The 20833-nt window shown below is 41.3% G+C and carries 16 protein-coding genes; 7 read left to right on the top strand and 9 right to left on the bottom strand.

The annotated features are described in order from the left end of the window. Nucleotides 1-4 precede the first annotated feature (4 nt). Nucleotides 5-988: a GntR family transcriptional regulator gene (locus ACFFRD_RS24890; protein ID WP_114085559.1), complete on the bottom strand. Its 984-nt coding sequence runs from the start codon at nt 986-988 to the stop codon at nt 5-7. Between the two features lie 266 nt (nt 989-1254). Between ACFFRD_RS24890 and ACFFRD_RS24885 the strand changes: the two genes are divergently transcribed. Then, nucleotides 1255-1995: a dienelactone hydrolase family protein gene (locus ACFFRD_RS24885; RefSeq protein ID WP_392478122.1), complete on the top strand. Its 741-nt coding sequence runs from the start codon at nt 1255-1257 to the stop codon at nt 1993-1995. Nucleotides 1996-2102: 107 nt separating this feature from the next. After that, a complete protein-coding gene (locus tag ACFFRD_RS24880; protein WP_114085550.1) occupies nt 2103-3005 on the top strand; it encodes a S1 RNA-binding domain-containing protein in 903 nt (300 codons plus the stop codon). Between the two features lie 652 nt (nt 3006-3657). Here ACFFRD_RS24880 and ACFFRD_RS24875 read toward each other — a convergent pair. After that, nucleotides 3658-3846 carry a hypothetical protein gene (locus ACFFRD_RS24875; RefSeq protein WP_190962586.1) on the bottom strand — a complete coding sequence of 63 codons (189 nt, stop codon included), beginning with the start codon at nt 3844-3846 and terminating at the stop codon, nt 3658-3660. 128 nt (nt 3847-3974) lie between these two features. On the opposite strand from ACFFRD_RS24875, the gene ACFFRD_RS24870 reads away from it, so the two are divergent. From ACFFRD_RS24870 to ACFFRD_RS24860, 3 genes are all read left to right on the top strand, one after another. After that, nucleotides 3975-4283, top strand: coding sequence for a hypothetical protein (locus ACFFRD_RS24870; RefSeq protein WP_392478120.1), 309 nt, complete (start codon nt 3975-3977; stop codon nt 4281-4283). 241 nt (nt 4284-4524) lie between these two features. Further along, a complete protein-coding gene (locus tag ACFFRD_RS24865; RefSeq protein WP_392478118.1) occupies nt 4525-5400 on the top strand; it encodes an SDR family oxidoreductase in 876 nt (291 codons plus the stop codon). Between the two features lie 135 nt (nt 5401-5535). Next, a complete protein-coding gene (locus tag ACFFRD_RS24860; protein WP_114085555.1) occupies nt 5536-7017 on the top strand; it encodes an HlyD family efflux transporter periplasmic adaptor subunit in 1482 nt (493 codons plus the stop codon). A gap of 182 nt (nt 7018-7199) precedes the next feature. Here ACFFRD_RS24860 and ACFFRD_RS24855 read toward each other — a convergent pair whose 3' ends face one another. The 5 genes from ACFFRD_RS24855 to ACFFRD_RS24835 form a co-directional block, all read right to left on the bottom strand. After that, on the bottom strand, nt 7200-9086 hold the full coding sequence (locus ACFFRD_RS24855) for a S8 family peptidase (RefSeq protein ID WP_392478116.1): 1887 nt from the start codon (nt 9084-9086) through the stop codon (nt 7200-7202). Between the two features lie 297 nt (nt 9087-9383). Continuing rightward, nucleotides 9384-13136 carry a CARDB domain-containing protein gene (locus ACFFRD_RS24850; RefSeq protein WP_392478115.1) on the bottom strand — a complete coding sequence of 1251 codons (3753 nt, stop codon included), beginning with the start codon at nt 13134-13136 and terminating at the stop codon, nt 9384-9386. Nucleotides 13137-13403: 267 nt separating this feature from the next. Beyond that, nucleotides 13404-16106 (bottom strand): type I secretion system permease/ATPase, encoded by a 2703-nt coding sequence (locus ACFFRD_RS24845; protein ID WP_392478114.1) that lies wholly within the window; start codon nt 16104-16106, stop codon nt 13404-13406. Continuing rightward, nucleotides 16055-16837, bottom strand: coding sequence for a peptidylprolyl isomerase (locus ACFFRD_RS24840; protein WP_114084579.1), 783 nt, complete (start codon nt 16835-16837; stop codon nt 16055-16057). The genes ACFFRD_RS24845 and ACFFRD_RS24840 overlap by 52 nt, the downstream gene beginning before the upstream one ends. A 400-nt stretch (nt 16838-17237) precedes the next feature. Continuing rightward, nucleotides 17238-18035: a TIGR00297 family protein gene (locus ACFFRD_RS24835; protein ID WP_392478113.1), complete on the bottom strand. Its 798-nt coding sequence runs from the start codon at nt 18033-18035 to the stop codon at nt 17238-17240. Nucleotides 18036-18640: 605 nt separating this feature from the next. Here ACFFRD_RS24835 and ACFFRD_RS24830 point away from each other — a divergent pair. Next, nucleotides 18641-19072: a VOC family protein gene (locus ACFFRD_RS24830; RefSeq protein WP_392478111.1), complete on the top strand. Its 432-nt coding sequence runs from the start codon at nt 18641-18643 to the stop codon at nt 19070-19072. A gap of 59 nt (nt 19073-19131) precedes the next feature. On the opposite strand, the gene ACFFRD_RS24825 is transcribed toward ACFFRD_RS24830, so the two are convergent. Continuing rightward, nucleotides 19132-19764, bottom strand: coding sequence for an esterase/lipase family protein (locus ACFFRD_RS24825; RefSeq protein ID WP_392478110.1), 633 nt, complete (start codon nt 19762-19764; stop codon nt 19132-19134). Between the two features lie 400 nt (nt 19765-20164). On the opposite strand from ACFFRD_RS24825, the gene ACFFRD_RS24820 reads away from it, so the two are divergent. Next, nucleotides 20165-20626 (top strand): hypothetical protein, encoded by a 462-nt coding sequence (locus tag ACFFRD_RS24820; protein WP_392478109.1) that lies wholly within the window; start codon nt 20165-20167, stop codon nt 20624-20626. Here ACFFRD_RS24820 and ACFFRD_RS24815 read toward each other — a convergent pair. Continuing rightward, nucleotides 20579-20785 (bottom strand): after-VIT domain-containing protein, encoded by a 207-nt coding sequence (locus ACFFRD_RS24815; RefSeq protein WP_392478107.1) that lies wholly within the window; start codon nt 20783-20785, stop codon nt 20579-20581. The genes ACFFRD_RS24820 and ACFFRD_RS24815 overlap by 48 nt on opposite strands. Nucleotides 20786-20833 lie beyond the last annotated feature (48 nt).

Below are 20833 nucleotides of genomic sequence, written 5' to 3'. Positions count from 1 at the left end.
GTAATTAACTCAAACCTAGTTCTCGTTTGAGCAAGTTAATCGAGTTAGTACCGATATAATTTTCAACCTTAATCAGCTTTGGGGGACGAATAATATCTTCATCAGATGCTTGCACGGCTGCTTGCACGGCTGCAAAACTGGCTTGATCGCTGATGATGACCTCAGCCCGTTTAACCATAGCCTGAAGTTTATAGGCATCTTTTGGTTGCGAAGTCATTACTAGTAGTTCATCTCCCCGCAGACCGTGGAGGATGACTTCTGCTGCTCGTGCAATCCCGGAACTGAGGCTAACTATGCCTACACAGTTTTCTTTTGGTAGGGTTTTCAAGAGGCTGAGTTCTTTGCTGTAGTCGTAGATATCCAGAGGAATTACTCGTGCAGCTTTAGGGGCTGCGATCGCTTCCACATTACTGATAAAATATCGACTTGTGACTACTGTTGCAGAGGTAGTTTTATCTAACACTGCTGTTAATTCTTCCATTGCTACTAACTGGACTGGTATTTTTAGCGATCGCTCCAATTCATAGACCATCAATTCACCAGCACCCATATCATAGGATGGAACTGCAACCAGTACCCGCGCACTACAACGCAAGCGCCAGTCGATTTCCGCTAAAAATAGCTCTCTGGCTTGATTGAGCGAACATCCTTGAGAGAGCAGATCGTCAAGTGCTTGCTGGACAACTTGATATGCGTCAGGATTTTGTTTGAGAATTGGTGATTGCAGCCTACTACCGCCCTCATGACCTTGGGCACGAACATAAATACCCGAACCAGCCATACTTTCAACAAATCCGTCTTCCTCCAGTTGACGGTAAACTTTGCTAATGGTATTACGGTGTAATCCCGTTTGCATTGCCAGCGCTCTTGTGCTTGGCAATTTGTAAGCAGGGGGATATTGCCGCGAAGCGATCGCAAAGCGGATTTGATTAAACAGCTGGGTTGATGCGGGAATTTCGCTGTCTGGCTGAATACGGAATTGAATCACCACCAAACCTCCTGAATACTAAGTGCTGAGTGATAAGTGCTGACTTTGGGGTATTAAGTGTTACTTCTATACATAGCACTCCTTTAGTGACCAGCTGTATTTGCTACATATCAAAATATTTGATTTACAAATAAAATTTTTCTGGTAGAAATTTTTAATGCGCTCACTATGGTATTTGGTAATTCTATTGGAAATAACCTCAGCATACTGGCATAGTTATATCAAACAAACACACCGTTAATCACATAACACGGGTAAAAATTATTATGGCAGAGCAAGCAATAATTACCACAACGGTTAATCTTTTGCAAGATAATATTCAAGTGTCAGCATATCTGGCAGAACCAAAAGAACCTGGATCTTACCCGGGAATCGTTGTATTGCAAGAAATTTTTGGTGTCAACGTTCACATTCGGGATGTTACAGAACGGATTGCCAAACTTGGGTATGTAGCGATCGCACCTGCACTTTTTCAACGCACTGCTCCTGGCTTTGAAACCGGATACACACCTGAAGATATTGAAACGGGCAGAGGTTATGCTATGCAAACTCAAGCATCAGAGTTATTGAGCGATATTCAATTAGCAATTGACTACCTCAAAAATCTGCCTCAAGTCAAAAAAGATAGTTTTGGCTGTATTGGCTTCTGCTTTGGCGGTCATGTCGCATATCTTGCAGCCACTTTACCAGATATTAAAGCTACGGCTTCCTTCTACGGTGCTGGAATTACCACCCGCACGCCAGGAGGTGGCCCTCCCACTATTACCCGCACCAGAGAGATTCCAGGCACTCTCTATGCCTTCTTTGGTAAAGAAGATGCTAGCATCCCACCCGAACAAGTAGATGAGATTGAAGCAGAGTTAGAAAAATATAAAATTCCTCATCGTGTGTTTCGCTACGATGGAGCTGATCACGGATTTTTCTGTGACCTTCGTGCCAGTTATAATCCTAAAGCTGCTGCTGATGCTTGGGAGCAAGCCAAACAACTCTTTAGTCAACTGAACTAGTCATTAGTCATTAGTGAATAATAAAGGACAAATGACAAATGACAAGTGACTAATGACAATCTAAACCCAGTTGCACCATCTCAAATAACAATTAATCTTCAAAAGTCATGAATTCCGAATCGAAACTTTCTCAAACAGCCAATTCGTCATTTACGATGGACGATTTTGCCAAAGCGCTAGAAAAACACGACTACCAGTTTCAAAAGGGACAGGTTGTACATGGCAAAGTGTTCCAACTTGACCATGATGGAGCTTATGTCGATATTGGTGGCAAGTCGTCAGCTTTTCTACCGCGCGATGAGGCTTCTTTGAGAGCAGTTACCGATTTATCGGAAGTGCTGCCATTGCAAGAGGAAATGCAGTTTTTGATTATCCGAGATCAGGATGCAGAAGGTCAAGTCACCCTTTCTCGCAAGCAGTTGGAAATTCAGCACATCTGGGAACGACTGGCGGAAATGCAGGAAAATGCTCAGACTGTGCAAGTAAAGGTTATGGGCGTTAATAAAGGTGGTGTCACCGTCGATATTCTCTCCTTGCGGGGATTTATTCCCCGATCGCACCTCGCAGAGCGTGATAACTTAGACGCACTCAAAGGTCAAAATCTGACTGTGGGCTTTTTGGAAATTAATAAAAACACCAACAAACTCATCCTTTCTCAGCGATTAGCAACTCGTTCTAGCAACTTCAGCTTATTAGAACTAGGTCAACTGGTGGAAGGCAAAGTTACTGGCATCAAACCTTTTGGTGTGTTTGTTGATTTAAATGGAATGGGGGCTTTGCTTCATATCAAGCAGGTAAGCCAAAAATTCATTGATTCTCTAGAAAAGGTATTTAAAGTTGGTCAGCCAATTAAAGCTGTAATTATTGACTTGGATGAAGGTAAAGGGCGGGTTGCTCTTTCTACCAGAGTTTTGGAAAACTTCCCTGGTGAAGTGCTAGAGAATATGGATGAGGTGATGGCTTCGGCTGAGGCGCGTGCTAATAGAGCTAATAACAAAGCTGCTGAATAGTTTTGAGGTGCGCTGTTTGCACAAAGCGTTTAAATCGCCATGTGAAACAATTTTGAATTGTTAATACTCCCCCCTGCATCTACAAAGATGTGGGGGGATTTTAAATTGGGAAAACTTTTTACAGGTTAAGGCAAGAGACGCGATAAATCGCCGTCTCTACAAAGGACTGATTATTGTAAAGACAGCGATTTATCAGGGTTTTGCGATCTTGGGCGTGTCATCAAAAAACCTTATCCGAACCGTTTGGTGTGAACAGTTAATTAGAATTATTGCTAAATCAATCGTAACAACTAAAGCAGTATTTTTTTATTTGGGAGTCGCTAAAGTCGAATTTAATAAGCAAAATGGCATTTGACTTATTCAAAAGAAGCTTTTACTTTCTCAAACCCCAGTTTGCTTTCTCATTTCAGTGTTTTCCGCAAGCAAAAGAAGCTTTTACTTTTTCAAACCCCGGTTTGCTTTCTCATTTTGGTGTTTTCCGCAAGCAAAAGAAGCTTTTACTTTCTCAAACCCCGGTTTGCTTTCTCAAACCCCAGTTTGCTTTCTCATTTCAGTGTTTTCCGCAAGCAATCAAGTATATTACTTTGTCAATATGCTTGATTGCTGAATCATTGCAGTAATTTCCACACTCGTGACAACTATCCCTTTGAGATTACTGTTCTCTATCTTTATCTAATGCTTCTTGGATTGCACGACGACAAAATTCTGGAGGGTCATCCTTGGTAGATAGTTCTTCCTTCATAGTTTTGGTAATGCGTAGGTTAATTCTTTCTGTTAATGATTCTTCTCTATTTGATTTAATTGGTTGTAAATTTTGTGGGTTCCCTTTAGGATTAGGCATTATTGAGAAATATAAATAAGACTTGATTTACTTGGTGCCAAAACAATAAATTGTTTTTTAGTGGTTGTAACAACTTGCCGGAAGTACAACCACCAATATCCAATTCAAAAAATGGACACTACTATTTTATGTTCACGCGTTCCGAACTTGAAATCAAGACTATTAAAGAATTACGCGATTTATGTCGGAGATACGGTGTACAACCTACCGGGAATGCAGGATACAAAACCTCGTATATCGTAACTCTGATGGCATTTCCACTTTTAGCCCTCCAACAAATGAAGCTAGGTAAAGGGTTAAAATCCCCTAACTTTAACGCTATCCAGGTAATCAGTTCTGCGATTGAGGAGATGAATTCACCCACAGATGAACAAACAGCACTGATTCGGATAACTTTGGAAGGCAGAAAAATGAGCTATCCTGACCGATATCAGTAAGAGAATTTGCTGAACTTGCACAAGGCTAAGATGTCACTTGAACAAGCTATCGACTTTTTGAGCCAGTAAAACTAATCCCATTACCCCATCCCCTGCATCAACAAAGATGTGGGGGATAATTTTTTGAGATTAAGATAAATAAGGTGTGACCAATTGGCTTAGTTGGCGTGGGGATATCTTAATCATATATCGGGCATTTTGACAACTATAAACGCTGCAACTATTCAATTTAGGTATTTATATGTTTCTAGTAACTGGAGCAACTGGAGGAATTGGTCGCAGAGTTGTGCGACTGCTACGGCAACGAGAACAGTCTGTGCGGGCATTTGTTCGCCTTACCTCGCGCTACAACGAGTTAGAACACCGGGGTGCAGAAATCTTTATCGGTGATTTGCTGCGAGAAAAAGATATTCAAAAAGCTACTCAAGGTGTGAAGTATATTATCAGCGCTCACGGTTCTGATAGCGATGCTTTATCCTTAGATTACCGCGCCAATATTGAACTGATTGACCAAGCAAAAGCCAACGGCGTAGAGCATTTTGTCTTCATTTCGGTATTGGGAGCCGATCGCGGATATGAAGACGCGCCTGTGTTCAAAGCCAAACGAGCCGTAGAGCAATATTTGTCAGCTAGTGGCTTGAATTACACAATTTTACGCCCATCTGGATTAGCATCTAACTTGCTGCCACTGGTAGAACGATTTCGGGAAACAGGATTGTATCTGCTGATTGGCGATCGCAAAAACCGTAGCTCAATTGTCAGTACCGATGATTTGGCAAGGATAGTAGTGGATTCTGTGACAGTTGAAGGCGCTCGTAACCAGATTTTACCAGTGGGAGGCCCAGAGATTTTATTACGAGAAGATATTCCCCGGATTTTTGGTCGGATTTTCGCCAAAGAGCCAGTAATAATTAATTCACCACTATTTTTTATTGATGGGTTACAAGGTGCATTGGGTCTATTTAATCCCCAAGTCCAAAAAGCTTTGGGAACTTATCGCACATTGCTAGCAAACGAATTTTTCTGTACAAAAGATGAAATTGCCAATTTAGAAGCGATTTTTAACTTCAAATTAGAGACATTAGAAAACTTTTTGCGGCGTTATCTAGCAGTTTGAATTAAACACAGTCATTAGTCATTGGTCATTGGTCACTTGTACTGAGCGAAGCCGAAGTATTGGTCATTAGTGAATCACCAAGAACAAATGACAAAGGACAAAGGACTAATGACAAATAAAAAAGGATAAGAATATATGGTAAATGCTGCTCAAGCACGTCAGACAAAAGAGCGATTCGCCCAACCAGAGGAACAACTCACTTATGAGTTAGGGAAGGCGGTACAGGAATTGCCACCCCTGTACACGAGATTATTAGCGGGAACAATGAGCGCCATTGTATTTGGAGCGATCGCTTGGGCGTACTTCTCGCAAATAGATGAAGTAGCAACAGCACCAGGGGAATTAATTGCTTCTACACAGGTTAGACCAGTGACATCCTTGGGTGGGGGGTCAATTGTCGGTGTGAAAGTGCAAGAAGGCGATCGCGTCACCAAAGGTCAAATTCTGATTCAAAAAGACCCTGACTTACAAATAACTGATGTTTCCCGCCTAGCCAAATCAACTAGATTGATTCAAGACGATTTGCAACGTTTGGATGCAGAACGTCTTGGAGGCAAAACCACTGGGACGAAACTACAAGATGAACTTTTAACTTCCCGCCTGCAAGACTACCAAGCACGTCAAGCAGGTGCAGAAGCAGAAGCAAATCGCCAAATAGCACTCATCAATCAAGCCAAAGTCCGCTTGACTCGATTGCAAGAGAACTTAGCTAATGCCAAAAGCAGCTTTGCTAATGCCAAAACCAACCTTGCCAACGCAGACAGCATCCGAATTAAAATTGAAAGTAATTTGGCACTTGCACAAGAAAGGGAAAAAAGCTTACGCACCCTAATTACTACTGGTGCTGTACCTCGTGTTGATTACTTGGATGCTCAAGAAAGATTGACTCGTGCAAAGACAGAAATTACCAGATCGCAAGATGAAGTGACTAACGCCCAGAATAGAATAACAGAGGCTCAAGATAAAGTCACATCATTAGAAAAAGATATTGCTGCCCAAGCCCAAGAAATTCGCCAAGCAGAACAAGCTTACAACTCTGCCCGCAGTCAGGCCCAGCGTGTAGCATCAGAACGCCAAAGTGAAATATTGACACAGTTCAACAAACGTAAAGAAGAACTGACAACTGTTCAAGGTCAATTAGAGCAGGCGAGGAAGCAGCAAGCTTTAGAAACGATTGAGGCTCCCGTTGCAGGTACGATTTACAGAGTCAAAGCTACCAAGGGGCCAGTCCAATCTGGTGAAGAATTGCTGTCAATTTTGCCAGAAGGGGAAGAAATGCTCCTAGAGGTGAAAGTTCTTAACCGCGATATTGGATTTATTCGTCAAGGAATGAAAGCAAAAGTGAAAATGGCGACTTTCCCCTTCCAGGAATTTGGCGTTGTGGAGGGCGAAGTTATGCAAGTCAGTCCAAATGCAATTATTGATAAAGAATTGGGTTTAGTTTTTCCTACAAGAATTAAGCTAAATAAACATTCAGTTAATGTGCGTGGTCAAGAGGTAGAATTTACACCAGGTATGTCTGCTACAGGTGAAATTGTCACTCGTAAAAAGTCAATTCTGACATTCATCACTGAGCCTGTGACGCGGCGGTTCAATGAAGCATTTTCTGTTAGGTAGATTGATAGCCTCTCTTGTTCTTATAGCTATTTCAAAAGCAATGCCTACGCATCCCACAAACCACACCTAAAACGTAAGGGTTTAGCAATGCTAAACCCCTAAATTCATTCACAACAGACGAGCGGTTTGGTTTATTTTTCTAACCGAGCAATATTTGACTGAACTACAAATCGCTATAATTTTTAAGCGATACCTAAGAATTTTTTATACTGATCCATTTGTTTTTGCATACCCTCTAGTAGTTTCCAAAAATCAAGATTATTCTCATTTTTGTTATCATCATTGCTATCCGTATTGATGCCTGTAATAGTCTGACCGATTAGAGAAGCGACATCAGAATTATTAAAAATAGCAATAGTCTCTGGTGTGAGATATTTTGGTGTTTCTGTAATTGCCTGACCGATTAGAGAAGCGACATCAGAATTATTCAAACTAGCAATAGTCTCTGGTGTGAGATATTTTACTGTTTCTGTAACAGTCTGACCAATTAGAGAAGCGACATCAGAATTATTCAAACTAGCAATAGTCTCTGGTGTGAGATATTTTACTGTTTCTGTAACAGTCTGACCAATTAGAGAACCGACATCGGAATTATTAAAATTAGCAATAGTCTCTGGTGTGAGATATTTTGCTGTTTCTGTAATTGCCTGACCAATTAGAGAACCGACATCGGAATTATTAAAATTAGCAATAGTCTCTGGTGTGAGATAATTTGTGGTTTGTGCATCGATATGTAGCAGGTTGTTGCCAGACATCACTTGCTTTGCCAAAGAACTGACATTAGAAATATTTAAAGTAGAGATTGTAATTTGTGAACTATTTGCTGCTGTGTCTGCGTAGCCCGTCGTAGACATCACTTGCTTTGCCAAAGAACTAACATTAGAAATATTTAAACTAGAGTTTGTACTTTGTGTGCTATTTTCTGATGTTTCTGCCACAATCTGACGTACTTGGGCATCAGTCAGGCTGGGGTTAGCACTAAGCATCAGGGCAACTACACCAGCCACATGGGGAGTAGCCATAGATGTGCCGCTATAAGTGGCATACTGATTATTCGGAACTGATGAATAAACCTTGACTCCTGGGGCTGTGACATAAGAAATTTGATTTGTTCCAGAGCGGTTAGAGAAATCAGCCATATTATTATTTTTGTCTACTGCCCCAACAGCAATTCCCGACTTGGAGGCATAGCGGGCAGGATAGTCTGGTTCTGATTCACCATCATTACCTGCTGCCATGACAACAATCACTCCTTTGCTACTGGCATAGTTAATGGCTGACTCCAGAGTCCGATTGGAAGATGTGCCTCCTAAACTGAGGTTAATCACATTAGCTCCATTATCCACAGCGTAGCGAATACCCTTAGATATCGAGCTATAGGAACCAGAGCCAGACTCATTCAAAACTTTGACAGGCATAATTTTGGCATCATAAGCAATACCAGTGACACCATAGTTATTATTTTCTCCTGCGATCGTGCCAGAAACATGAGTACCGTGACCATTGTTATCTAGCGTGTTGTTGTTTTGATCCGCAAAGTTCCAGCCGTAATTATCATCAATATAGCCATTGCCATCATCATCTATACCGTTACCTGCAATTTCCTTGGTATTCGTCCAGATATTATTTTTTAAATCCTCGTGGTTATAGTCAACCCCAGTATCTATAACAGCGACAACAACGCCTTTACCTGTGTATCCTTGTGCCCAAACTTCTGGTGCTTTAACAAGGTCTGCTCCCCAATTATTACCACCAAGATCGGGAACATCAGCAAAGGTATTCTGATTAGTAGCTTTAGCCACTGCTGCTGCTGCATTAATTAAGCCATAGCCATTGTTGGAGTTATAACTTTGCGTGGTAAAAGCATTAGTAGTAGCGTTACTGTTATTTTCGTAGTTACTATTATTTAGTAACTGCACATGAGAATCGGCTGAGTTGTAGCTACTACGTCCGCTTAAGTTGAGGCTGGTGTCATTCTTAGTATTAAATGTATCTAATGAAGAGATTGAAGTAAAATTTAAGCTTTTATTAGTAGAAAATAAATTGTTATTAGTATTATCATTGAGCATAATTGTTTTTTCTCAAAAATAGAAATGCTTTTTAACAGCTAAAATTCTTAGAACTTTTGTTTAACAAAAGTTCTAACGTGTGAATAAGCCGTATTGTTAATAATTACTATGAAATTTAATAATAAAATGCTAATTCTATTACCAAAAAATTATTATGAGAATCATGCTTTTTGTGAATAGCTATTTAGAATACGCTTAATTATAAAAAAAGCGGCAGAATGAGTGGCATTTGCTGCTCATTCTGCCGCGTATAGAAATTGCATTTCACCTTTGATAAACGACACTTAAGGGATGATTCTATGCCAAGCTATTTGCTGCTGTCGTTGTGACAATCTGACGCACTTGGGCATCAGTTAGACTTTTCTTAGCACTGAGCATCAGCGCAACTACACCCGCAACATGGGGAGCTGCCATAGATGTTCCACTTTCAAAACCATACTTGTTACCCGGAAGTGTCGAATAAATACCAATTCCTAGATCCCCATCACCTTCAAAGTATCCTCCAGGAGCTGTAACGTATGTGAGTGGAGTTGTTCCAGCCCGATTGGAGAAGTAGGCCAATGTCCTATCATAGTAGACTGCTCCAACAGCAAGTCCCAACTGGTTAGCATAGCGAGCTGGGTAGCTTGGTGCTGACTCACCATCGTTGCCTGATGCTGAGACGATAATTGCCCCTTTGCTAACAGCATATTGAATTGCTGAGAGTAGCTCATTACTAGCAGGACTTTTTAAACTGAGGTTAATGACGTTAGCTCCATTATCTGCTGCATAACGAATTCCATTAGGTATGGCAGTAATATTACTTGTGCCATTATCATCAAAAACTCTCACTGGCATAATCTTGGCATTATAGGCAATACCCGTAACACCAAAGCTATTTTTTACTGCCGCGATCGTACCAGCAACATGAGTACCATGACCATCTACCAAATCTAGAGTATTGTTATTGTTGCCAACGAAATTCCAGCCGTAGGCATCATCAATGTAACCATTGCCATCATCATCTTTGCCGTTACCAGCGATTTCCTTGGTATTCTTCCAGATATTAGCGTTCAAGTCAGGGTGATTGTAATCCACCCCACTATCTACTACAGCGACGATCACACCTTGACCAGTGTATCCCTTTGCCCAGACTTCCGGTGCTTTAATTGCATCGGCTCCCCAATTATCACCATCTAAGTCAGGAACATCAGCAAACGTACTCTGACCTAAAGCTTTCGCTACTGCGGCTGCGGCATTAATTAAGCCATAACCTGTAGTTGAGTTAAATCCGCCACCATTGATAGGATTTAAGGTAATTGGTGTGGTGATGTAAACGCTGTTGTTACCTTCATTGCTTTCAACGACATTTCCTGGCCCATCGGCTTTAAATATCAGGTAGTATTTACCAGCACTAATAGTAGGAGCAAGCGTAATAGAAGTAGAGCGAGAAATTACGGCAGAAGGTGTCAGACTAGCACTAGCCTCAATTTCTGTACCTAAGCTGATATCATCATCGTTACCAAATGTTGTATCTCGTGAAAGATAAAAACTTGTCTTACTCCCTCCAGCACTGCCATTACCTTGGTTTTTAAGTTGATAATTAACTAGGAATGTAGTACCAATAGCAGCACTACTAGCAGCAGACGTAGCATTTTGTATTACTAAGTCTGGTGCAGTAATTACGATCGCTTTGGCAACAACGTTGTTATTTTCATTGCTTTCTCTCAATGACCCAAAACCATCAGCTTGGTATAGGAGATAGTAACTACCGGGAGTAATAGTGCTGGAAAGGTATAGGGATACAGACTCGGAAATTACAGCAGAGGGAGCAATGTCAGAGATACCGATAATATCCGAACCGACTGAAATGTCCTCACTACTGAGGCTGGTATCTTTAGAAAGATAAAAGCGTGTGGTGTTAACACCAGCTTTACCATTACCTTGATTTTTCACCTGATAGCTTAGTTGAATTGTTGTACCAATGTTGGCGCTAGCAGGAGCCGAAGGATTTTGTATTAATAGGTCTGGTGCCGCAATCGTAATTGCTTTGGCCGTAACATTGTTGTTTTCATTACTTTCAAAAATCTCGCCATTGCCATCGGCTTGTAATAGCAGGTAGTAATTTCCAAAAGTAATATTACTGCTGAGTATTAAAGAGTAAGACTCTGAACTATATTTACCAGCGCCCAATCCAGAGTATAAGTAGCTTCGGGAATAGCTTAAGTATGTGTCATCGCCGCTCAAGGTCGTATCTTTAGAAAGATAAAACTTCGTTGTACTAGAACTAGCACTGGCAGTACCTTGATTGGCTAGTTGATAATTGACAGTGATTAAGCTACCGGGGTCAACAAGACTAGGAGCCGAAATATTTTGGATAATTAGGTCTGGTTTAGGGCCATTAATAGCGATCGCTTTGCTGACAATATTATTAGTTTCGTTACTTTCGCCAACATTGCCATTAGCATCGGCTTTATACAACAGATAATAGTTACCTGCGGCGATCGCATTGTTAATGATCAGCGATGCTGTCTCTGAGCTAGTAGCACCTGCGGCAACAGCGTTAACGGCATCTGAACCGAGCAACACATCATCATTACTAAAAGCATTATCCTTGGATATATAAAACTTCGTGGTAGTTGCAACAGCACCACCAACACCTTGGTTTTTCACCTGATAGCTCAGTTGAATGGTGCTACCAACGGCTGTTGTACTGGGAGCTACAGCGTTTTGTATTATTAAGTCTGCTTGGGTAATAGCGATCGCTTTACTAGCAAAGTTATTGGTTTCATTGCTCTCAACTGCATTTCCTGCACCATCAGCTTGATAGAGCAAGTAATAGTTACCTGTAGCGATCGCATTGTTAATGATCAGCGATGCAGTCTCTGAGCTAGTAGCACCTGCGGCAATAGTGTTAACGCCATCTGAGCCTAACAATACATCGTCATTACTAAAAGCGGTATCTTTGGATATATAAAACTTGGTGGTAGTTGCAACAGCACCACCAACGCCTTGATTTTTGACCTGATAGCTTAGTTGAATAGTGCTACCAACTGATGCTGTACTAGGGGCTGAGGTATTTTGAACTATCAGGTCTGATTTTTGAGTTGGAGTAATGGTGATTACTCCGGCAATACCGTTGTTAGTTTCATTGCTTTCAGCAACATTCCCATCAGCATCGGCTATGTATGCTAGGTAATAATTCCCAGCAGTGATGTTACTGCCAAGACTGAGCGTGGTTGACTCGGAACTATAACTACCAGCAGCAATGCCGCTAACGTAGTCATAGCCCAAGTACAAATCTTCGTTTCCGATATTTAAATCTTGGGAGAGGTAAAACTTGGTGTTACTAGCAACAGCACTGGCATTGCCTTGGTTTTTGATTTGATAGTTTAGTTGAATGCTACTTCCAGCCGCCGCCGAACTGGGATTTGAGGTATTTTGTACTATCAGGTCTGGTTTAGTAATATTAATTACGTCAGCAACAGCGTTGTTGTTTTCGTTGCTTTCGGCAACATAGTTATAGCCATCGGCTTGATACACCAAATAATAGCTACCTGCGGCGACGCTATTGCCGATGGTGAGTGTGGTTGACTCTGATCTGTAGTAACCAGATAGGATGTTATCAACATAGTCATCGCCTAAAAATATATCTTCACTCCCTAAAGAGAGATCCTGAGACAGATAAAACTTGGTATAGCTATAACCAGCACTGGCATTGCCTTGGTTTTCAATTTCATAGCTCAGTTGAATAGTACTGCCAGCTGCGGCAGAACTGGGAGTTGAAACGGTACGTGCTATTAGGTCTGGCTGAATAGCAGCGATCGCTTGAGTAGCATTCCCGTTGCTTAGACTACTCTTCTTGGCATAATTGTTTTTACCTCCGAAAGCGTCGATTTCCGTAGAAGTATAACTACTGCGATCGCTGGATCTAAAACTATTTACACCACTCAGACTGAAGCTAGAGTCATTATTCTGATTATCAAAACTATTAGATTTTTTTGATGATACAAGGCTGGCTTTTACACCAGAATTTTCATTAATAGAGTTACAGTCTTTGGTAAAAAACATTAGTAGTTTCACCTCGTATATTCAAGTAAATTTGCACCATAAAAAGTACTCAAATCCTTGATATATAAGGGATTGAGCCGGGAGATATTTCTTTGTAAGACAGGTGCTACAAATACACTTAACTATAAAATCACGTAATTAGCAAGTAAGATTACAGTTTTCTGCATACTTAAGCAATTTAAAAGGCGAATGAAGTATAACTCCATTCGCCAAAGCCTATCTTTAAGCGGCTTTTCAGGGCTCAAATAAGCACAAGTTAAAAGCTTACTAAATATTTGCTTGCTGCCGTTGATATAGTGACCAATACAAACCCTTTTGTTGCAATAACTCTGAGTGAGTCCCACGTTCGGCAATCACGCCTTGTTCTAATACCAAAATCAAATCGGCGCGTTTGAGAGGGGCAAAACGGTGAGCAATCAGAAACACAGTACGGTTAGCGGAAACTTTTTGCAGGTTTTGTAGTACTTGTTGTTCAGTTTCACTATCCAAAGCGCTGGTAGCTTCATCCAAAACTAAAATCGGCGCTTGGGAAAGAAATAACCTTGCAAGGGCAATACGTTGTCTTTGTCCGCCAGATAAAGCTGTACCGCGTTCACCCACATTGGTTTCGTAACCGTAGGGTAATTGACTGATGAAGTCGTGTGCTACTGCTAGTCTTGCCGCCTCTACCACTTGTTCTGCGGTAATGTCGGGAGTACCGAGAGTGATATTTTCCAAAATGGAACCGTTGAATAAAAAGTCTTCTTGGAGAACTACACTAACTTGTTGCCGCAGTGAGGCTAAATCGGCACTTTTTATATCAAAACCATCAATGAGGATGCGTCCTGATTCAATTTGATAGAGGCGTTGCAATAGTTTAGACAAGGTACTTTTACCAGAACCGCTACGTCCGACAATGCCAACAAATTGCCCTGGTTCAGCATTGAAAGAGATTCCCCGCAGAATTGCTTCAAAGTTCGGTCGGTAGCGGAAAAATACTTGCTCGAAGGTGACTTGTCCTTTCAGAGGTGGTAACACTAGACCAGTTCCTAGTTCAGCTTCTGGGGAGACGTTGAGAATATCACCAATGCGATCTACAGAAAGTAGCACTTGTTGGAGGGTCTGCCATAACTGTACTAAGCGCAAAAGTGGGCCCGTAACTCTGCCAGATAGCATTTGAAAGGCAACTAACTGTCCAATTGTGAGCTTTTGTTCGATGACTAATTTGGCTCCAAACCAGAGAATCAGCATGGTGGAAAAATTAGTGAGGAAGTCACCAATGTTGCTGCTGATATTGGAGGTGGTAGAGGCTTTAAAACCTGTGCGGATGAAGCGAGCAAATAAGCCTTCCCAGCGATCGCGGGCTACTGGTTCTGCTGCATGGGCTTTAACGGAATGAATCCCCGTGATTGTCTCTACTAAAAAGGATTGACTATCAGCACTCCGGTTAAAAGTTTCGTTGAGCCAGTTACGCAGAATTGGTGTTGCAACTATCGTCAAAGTCGCAAATAGCGGCAGTACTGCTAAAGCTACAAAGGTGAGTGGGACATTATAGTAAAACATCAATGCCAGGTACACCACAGCAAAGATGCTATCCAGAATCACAGTTAATGCTGTACCCGTGAGAAACTGACGAATTTGTTCGAGTTCCTGGACTCGTGCTACTGTGTCTCCGACGCGCCGCGACTCAAAATAAGCCAAAGGCAAACGCATCAGATGGCGAAATAGCTGTGCTGATAAACTTAAATCCAGACGACGGGCTGTATGGGTAAAGATGAATAGGCGCAGAATGCCAAGTACGGACTCAAATATGGCTACACAAAGAAGTGCGATCGCCATGACATCAAGAGTCGGCAAACTCCCCTGCACCATCACTTTATCAATAACTACTTGCGTAATTAGTGGTGTTGTTAGCCCTAAAAGCTGCAAGGTAAAAGATGCTAATAATACTTCTGTTAGTAATCCCTTATACTTCCAAACTGCTGGGGTAAACCAACTGAGATTAAATGTTTCTTGTTTAGATATCAGTTCTACTTGCCACAATCGTCCATCCCACGATGCCTCAACGATTGATTGCGGTAAGCTTTCACAAATGCGATCGGGATTTAGAGGGTTAGCGATAATTAAGCGATCGCCCTTAACTCCATAAGCTACCACCCAGGATGGACTCTGGGGTGAGTCAGAATTCCACAATAGTAAAGCTGGAAATGACAGTTGTCGCAACTCACCCCAACTCACTTGTAACCGCCGTAACACTAACCCTAACTTTTCTCCTGCTTCCACAACCTGTTTTGGGCGTTGTCCTCTGAGTTGACGTTGCACCCATTCCAGTTGCACAGAGTTTTCTAGCTGTTGCGCCACCATTGTTAAACAAGCAGCCGCAGTGTTCCAGCTAGCAACAAATGGATAATTTGAGATGATTAAATTCGCGGCTGGAAGTCGTTTTTGGGGCTGGAGGCTATGAGGGCTGGAAGTCCCATCTGAGACTGATCTGACTGAAGGGGTGGAAGAGAAGGAAAATGTCTCTCTTTCTCCCTCCATATCCACTGGTAAGACTTGCCAAAATTCCTGAATTTGTGGGTTAGAAAATCCTGTCCACAGGGCTGTATCCCAACACACTACTATTACTTCTTTGCTAGCAGCTACAGCTTTAAAATCCGCAGACAACTTTTGTAAATCACCAAACCAATCTCCCACTTCTAGGGCTGCCAAAGGTTTGCCAACTCCCTCTTCTCGTAAGCGAACTTTTCCAGCCACAATTAAGAATTGGTAACGACCGACATCGTTAGACCAAATTTTTTCTCCCAAACGATACTGACGAGTTTGACACTCATTTTCCAATTGGGATTGTTGTTCGGGAGTCAGCCAGCATAGCGGCGGCTGATTCCAGGGCAAAGAAGCTAGCACTTTTAATCGTAAAGATTCATTATCCAGAATTTTTAACTCACTTGTAGCTTGACTGTCAGTTTTTGAATTTTCTCTGCTAGCCATTTCTCAAATAACTCATTTTGTAGTGCTTGCTTGAGTTGAGTATCTTCTAAAGACGCTGGCAGAAATTGTTCTACTCGAAACAAACCATAAGGTCCTTCTCCTTGTGGAGAGTCTTTGCCAACGATTTCTATTGGTCCTATTAATTGTCCAGGACTTGCCACATCAATAGCTGCCCGTAATATATCCGGCATACTTCCTCGGCTGACTATTCCCATCATGCCGTTCACAATTCGGTCATCTGAAAGTGAATACTCTTTAGCTAGTTGCTCAAAACTACCTCCTTCTTCAATTTGGGTTTGTAGTTCGTCTGCCAATTCTCGATTATTAACAACTATCCGAGAAAGTACCACCCGATCCAAAAAGATTTTGCGCTCAATAAAATATTCTTGGATTTTTGCTTCCGTGACTACAGCTTTCAGCTTTTCTAACTTGTAACCAAAAGTAACTGATGTATGGAATGCGGCATAATCTGTGTTATTGGTTTTTAACCATTCTTGAAAACTTTGAGGATCGGTCAGTTGATTTTTCAGTCTAAAGTCAATAATGGACTGTTCGGTTATTGCTGTACCAATTTCAATATCGTCTCGTGTTCGGATTTCTTGCTCAATTACGTGCTGGCGGAGAATATCCCCAATGAACTGCCCCAATTTTCCAGAGGCTTGCAGGTACTTTACAGCTTCCTCAATAGAAATTATTTGGTCATTAATTGTCAAAAATGATAAAGATTCCATGAATTAATTATGTGAAAATGGTTAAACACTTATAGGACTTTTAAATTAAATCATATAGAGATCATCTGGTCGTTGATGAATAACAATGATAAAGATTCCATGAACTAATTACATCTAAACGGTCAAAAAATTATATAGCTACTCAATACAATAATTTTCCATGATTATGTTTACAGTCTAGCGGGGACAAAACAGGATTGAAAATATCATCGGTAGTGCAGTAGTAAAGCAGATTGCTTATTTTCTACCACTGGCTCTCATGAGTATTGGGTATTGGGCGCTGTTAGCAGTAGCGGGGCCTTTAGACCTTGCTTCGTGCTGAGTGGAGAATCTCACTTCTTTACTCAGAACTCACAGAAGAGGAATCGTTTTACCCAATGCCCAATGCCCAATGCTCAATCTACTTAATGATATTTACCCATGTCCAGGAAAGTAGCACAGCCGCGATCGCACCGATTAATGTATTAAAAATATTTACTACCTCATTGGTCAGCCAGGTATACTTAGATTGCAGTGTTGCCCCAATCACACTTTCTAAGTTAGTGGCAATAAATGCTGCCAGTACACACCAAGCGACTCCTAATAGATCGATTAAACCAACTCCCCAACCAACAAATGCGATCGCTACAGAAGCCACAATACCAGCTAAAGTCCCCTCCAAGCTGACCGCTCCTTCTGTACCGCGAGGCACCGGTTTGAGTGTGGTAATTAGAAAGGTGCTTTTACCATACGCTTTACCAACTTCACTTGCAGTAGTGTCAGCTAGTTTGGTACTGAAACTCGCTACATAGCCTAGTAATAATAGAGACTGGAGATTGGGAACTAAAGATTGGGAACTAAGTTCAAGAAATCCCGAATTTATTATCCCTACTCCCAAGGCACACAGCGCCCCGGTCAAAGCTGAACCCCAGACATTCTCAGGGCCCCTTGCCCCAGAACGCTTTTCGGCAATTCCTTCAGCCTCTTTCTGCGCCATACCGATGCGGGTAACACCAGAACCAACCAGAAAATAGAACATTACTACTGTATATCCTTGCCAGCCTAGAGTTACCCAAATTAGGATGGCCAGAAACCACGCATGAAATGACCCAGCAGGCGTAAGTAGCTTTTTCGGGGCAATCCAAGCTAAACCCAATAGAATTGTGTTTAATACTACTGCCACCAACCAGGGATTAACAGAATCAATTAAGGATGACATCAGCAATTAATCATGAGTAATTTTGTCTTAACATGAACAGAATAACGAATTTGTCATGCTTAGTGCTTAGTTCCTGAAACCTCTCCAGTTAAAGTAATATGTTTGTATTGTTAACTAAATTGCATCCCATCACCCTCAAAGCTGAGTGTAAAACTACAAACAACGTCTTACATATAGACTGCAATATTTATTAAAGGAGGTGGATTAAACAAAATGCAAAAATTTTGTTTAGTTGAGTGGATTCTTCTAATAACTGATCCAAAGCACTTTATTATGGTGCGTAAAGTTCTCAACACACCATCTATCATAAATTTGTTAGCCCTTAAACCTAAGCTACTGAGTGTTTTGCCCAGGCAAACATAAATTAATATACCTGCACAAGAGAAAAGAGTCACCTAAAGAATTAAGTGTCAATTATGTAAATGTAGGGCGAAGTCCTTAGTCCAAGGTGCGGTGACTCAAGTTGTACTCAGTCCCTAGTTTTAGTTATAAGGATTAAGGATATAAATTATTGTCAGCTAAAACTGTGTTCAAGTTGACGACAATCAAAACTTAACAGAATAAATTGTAGATAGCATCAACTACTAATATCTTTCCCAAAAGCTATGAGCCAAACTATATTCCATCTTGCTTTCCCTGTGACTGACATTGCCCAAACAAAAGCATATTACGTAGATGGATTGGGCTGTATTCCTGGTCGTGAAAACCATCACGCGCTGATTCTAAATCTCTATGGTCATCAACTAGTGGCTCACGTAACCAAAGAACCCTTGATACCGCAACACAGTATATATCCCAGACACTTTGGGCTAATTTTTACCCAAGAACGTGACTGGCAAGACTTACTAGAAAGGGCACAACAACAACAGCTACTTTTTCGTGAAGAAACCAAAAATCGCTTTGTTGGTTCTCCTCTTGAACATCGCACTTTCTTTTTAGAAGATCCTTTTTATAACCTTATGGAATTCAAGTATTATCGTCACCCAGAAGCGATTTTTGGGAGTTACGAACATACGCAAATTGGGGATAGAACTTAAGTAATTCGTAATTCGTAATTTAAAGATGAATAGATTCAGGGTGGTAAGTATCTTGGCTACTAACTGGATGCTTTTTTAAGGAAGGGCAGCTTAATAGGCTTTGTTAAAGCTGCTTTTACTGCTGCTAAACTCCTTGGGTCTGTTAGCATCCAAGGGTGTAGGGCAACTGGTACTATTACTTCGCTTCCTACGGGCATTTGTGAACTATTCGCTGGGACAATCATCAAATCATAAGGTGTCCAGATCGAAGTAAAATCTAATTGCTCCAATATTACAGCATCAGAATTTAAATCCTTGAGAAAAATGCTGTCGGGACGCATTTGCACGCAACCAGGACGCTGGGAACCATAAGCAACCACTGTTCCATGATGAGGTGAAGAGATGGTAATAAATCTCTGAATGCGGTTAATTCCTCCCAGTCGCTGGATATAGTAACGGCTGACAATTCCTCCCATACTAAAGCCTATTAAATCTAGCTCTTGTTCTGGTTCAAAGGTGTCTGTAACATAATCGGCTACCTGTTTTGCCAATTTATCAAGGCCCACATCACCATTATTAGGAACCAGATCCAGAAAATATACAGACCACCCCTGTAATCCTAAGTAACCTGCCATTTTATGAAAAACCGCCCCCCTATCGTCAATGCCGTGTACCAATAGCACAGGATTGCGCTGCTGATTTTCAGTATTCATCTCTCAAATCTGGCTGAATGAAGTCTGTACAAAATGTAACTGAGTGCTGTTGCTATCTGCGAACAATCTATGACACTCCTCCCACTGGTTAAAAGTAAACCGCTTGCTTTTTTGCAATCAATAATTTTCAAACGAAGAAGTGTTAATTTTTATAAAGCTTGCTTTCAGAATCTTGCTCTTAGTTACAGTAAAATTTAATAATTAGTTCTCGGTGTATGAAGGTCGCAAGTGCTTGCATAAAGAACATTTGCCCTATAGTTTTACTACAATGTTGATTAAGCACAAATCTATAAGGGTTGTCACCAGAACGAGTTGACACCAAAGCAGAAAATGTTACATTTTTTCGTAATTTTTAACAATTACGGTCGAGTTCCAAATATACAAGGCAGGAGTAATTGTAATGGATTTTATCAAAAAGTTAATTTCAGGGATTCTCGGTTTCGTGACTGGGATTCTTGGTTTCGTGACTGGGTTGTTACCTGGTAAAAAACAAAGCAATGGTTACTTTTTAGAACTGGACGAAGCAACCAGTCAACCGAAACCAGCACCATCAAACGGTAAGGCTGCGACACCAGCAGTATCTCCGGTTGCCAAAAGCCCTGAACCTCAAACTGCTAAAGTAACCACAACTGCGACAAAGACCAAAGTAGAAGCATCTCAGAATGGTAAAGCTGTCAAAGCTGAACCCGCTAAAGCAGCCACCACTGCTAGCCCAAAAACACCTGCTGAAACCACCTTTGCACCAAAATATCTTGCTCCTTCGACTACTAGCTCTAATGGTCGTCGCCGTCCAGGTGCAAATATGAGTGCTTACCTAGACATGGCACGTCAGGTTAAAACGCCTAACACGTCTAGCAATTGATAGAGAGGCGAAATTACCCGTCTCTACAAGTTGAATGTGAATCCGCAAGGTTAAGACAACTTTGCCAGTTGTAGATGGAGGAACTCTCCAAGCTAGGAGCGATCGCTTAATTTTCTCCACTACAACTTCATCTTTTACAGTAGAGGCTTTTTCATCCAAAACTACTCTTCCTGAAATTCTGGCCTTTTGCCGGATTTTATCAGTTGT

This window comes from Nostoc sp. C110 (assembly GCF_043099725.1).
Classification (GTDB): Bacteria; Cyanobacteriota; Cyanobacteriia; order Cyanobacteriales; family Nostocaceae; genus Nostoc; species Nostoc muscorum_A.
This window is presented reverse-complemented; position numbering and strand designations above follow the sequence as displayed.

Bases quoted from the DNA above. Each gene is read 5' to 3' on its own strand.
- ACFFRD_RS24835 (WP_392478113.1), bottom strand. From the start codon at position 18,035: ATGTCATCCTTAATTGATTCTGTTAATCCCTGGTTGGTGGCAGTAGTA.
- ACFFRD_RS24860 (WP_114085555.1), top strand. From the start codon at position 5,536: ATGGTAAATGCTGCTCAAGCACGTCAGACAAAAGAGCGATTCGCCCAA.
- ACFFRD_RS24885 (WP_392478122.1), top strand. From the start codon at position 1,255: ATGGCAGAGCAAGCAATAATTACCACAACGGTTAATCTTTTGCAAGAT.
- ACFFRD_RS24830 (WP_392478111.1), top strand. From the start codon at position 18,641: ATGAGCCAAACTATATTCCATCTTGCTTTCCCTGTGACTGACATTGCC.
- ACFFRD_RS24875 (WP_190962586.1), bottom strand. From the start codon at position 3,846: ATGCCTAATCCTAAAGGGAACCCACAAAATTTACAACCAATTAAATCA.
- ACFFRD_RS24820 (WP_392478109.1), top strand. From the start codon at position 20,165: ATGGATTTTATCAAAAAGTTAATTTCAGGGATTCTCGGTTTCGTGACT.
- ACFFRD_RS24825 (WP_392478110.1), bottom strand. From the start codon at position 19,764: ATGAATACTGAAAATCAGCAGCGCAATCCTGTGCTATTGGTACACGGC.
- ACFFRD_RS24845 (WP_392478114.1), bottom strand. From the start codon at position 16,106: ATGGCTAGCAGAGAAAATTCAAAAACTGACAGTCAAGCTACAAGTGAG.
- ACFFRD_RS24870 (WP_392478120.1), top strand. From the start codon at position 3,975: ATGTTCACGCGTTCCGAACTTGAAATCAAGACTATTAAAGAATTACGC.
- ACFFRD_RS24850 (WP_392478115.1), bottom strand. From the start codon at position 13,136: ATGTTTTTTACCAAAGACTGTAACTCTATTAATGAAAATTCTGGTGTA.
- ACFFRD_RS24865 (WP_392478118.1), top strand. From the start codon at position 4,525: ATGTTTCTAGTAACTGGAGCAACTGGAGGAATTGGTCGCAGAGTTGTG.
- ACFFRD_RS24880 (WP_114085550.1), top strand. From the start codon at position 2,103: ATGAATTCCGAATCGAAACTTTCTCAAACAGCCAATTCGTCATTTACG.
- ACFFRD_RS24855 (WP_392478116.1), bottom strand. From the start codon at position 9,086: ATGCTCAATGATAATACTAATAACAATTTATTTTCTACTAATAAAAGC.
- ACFFRD_RS24840 (WP_114084579.1), bottom strand. From the start codon at position 16,837: ATGGAATCTTTATCATTTTTGACAATTAATGACCAAATAATTTCTATT.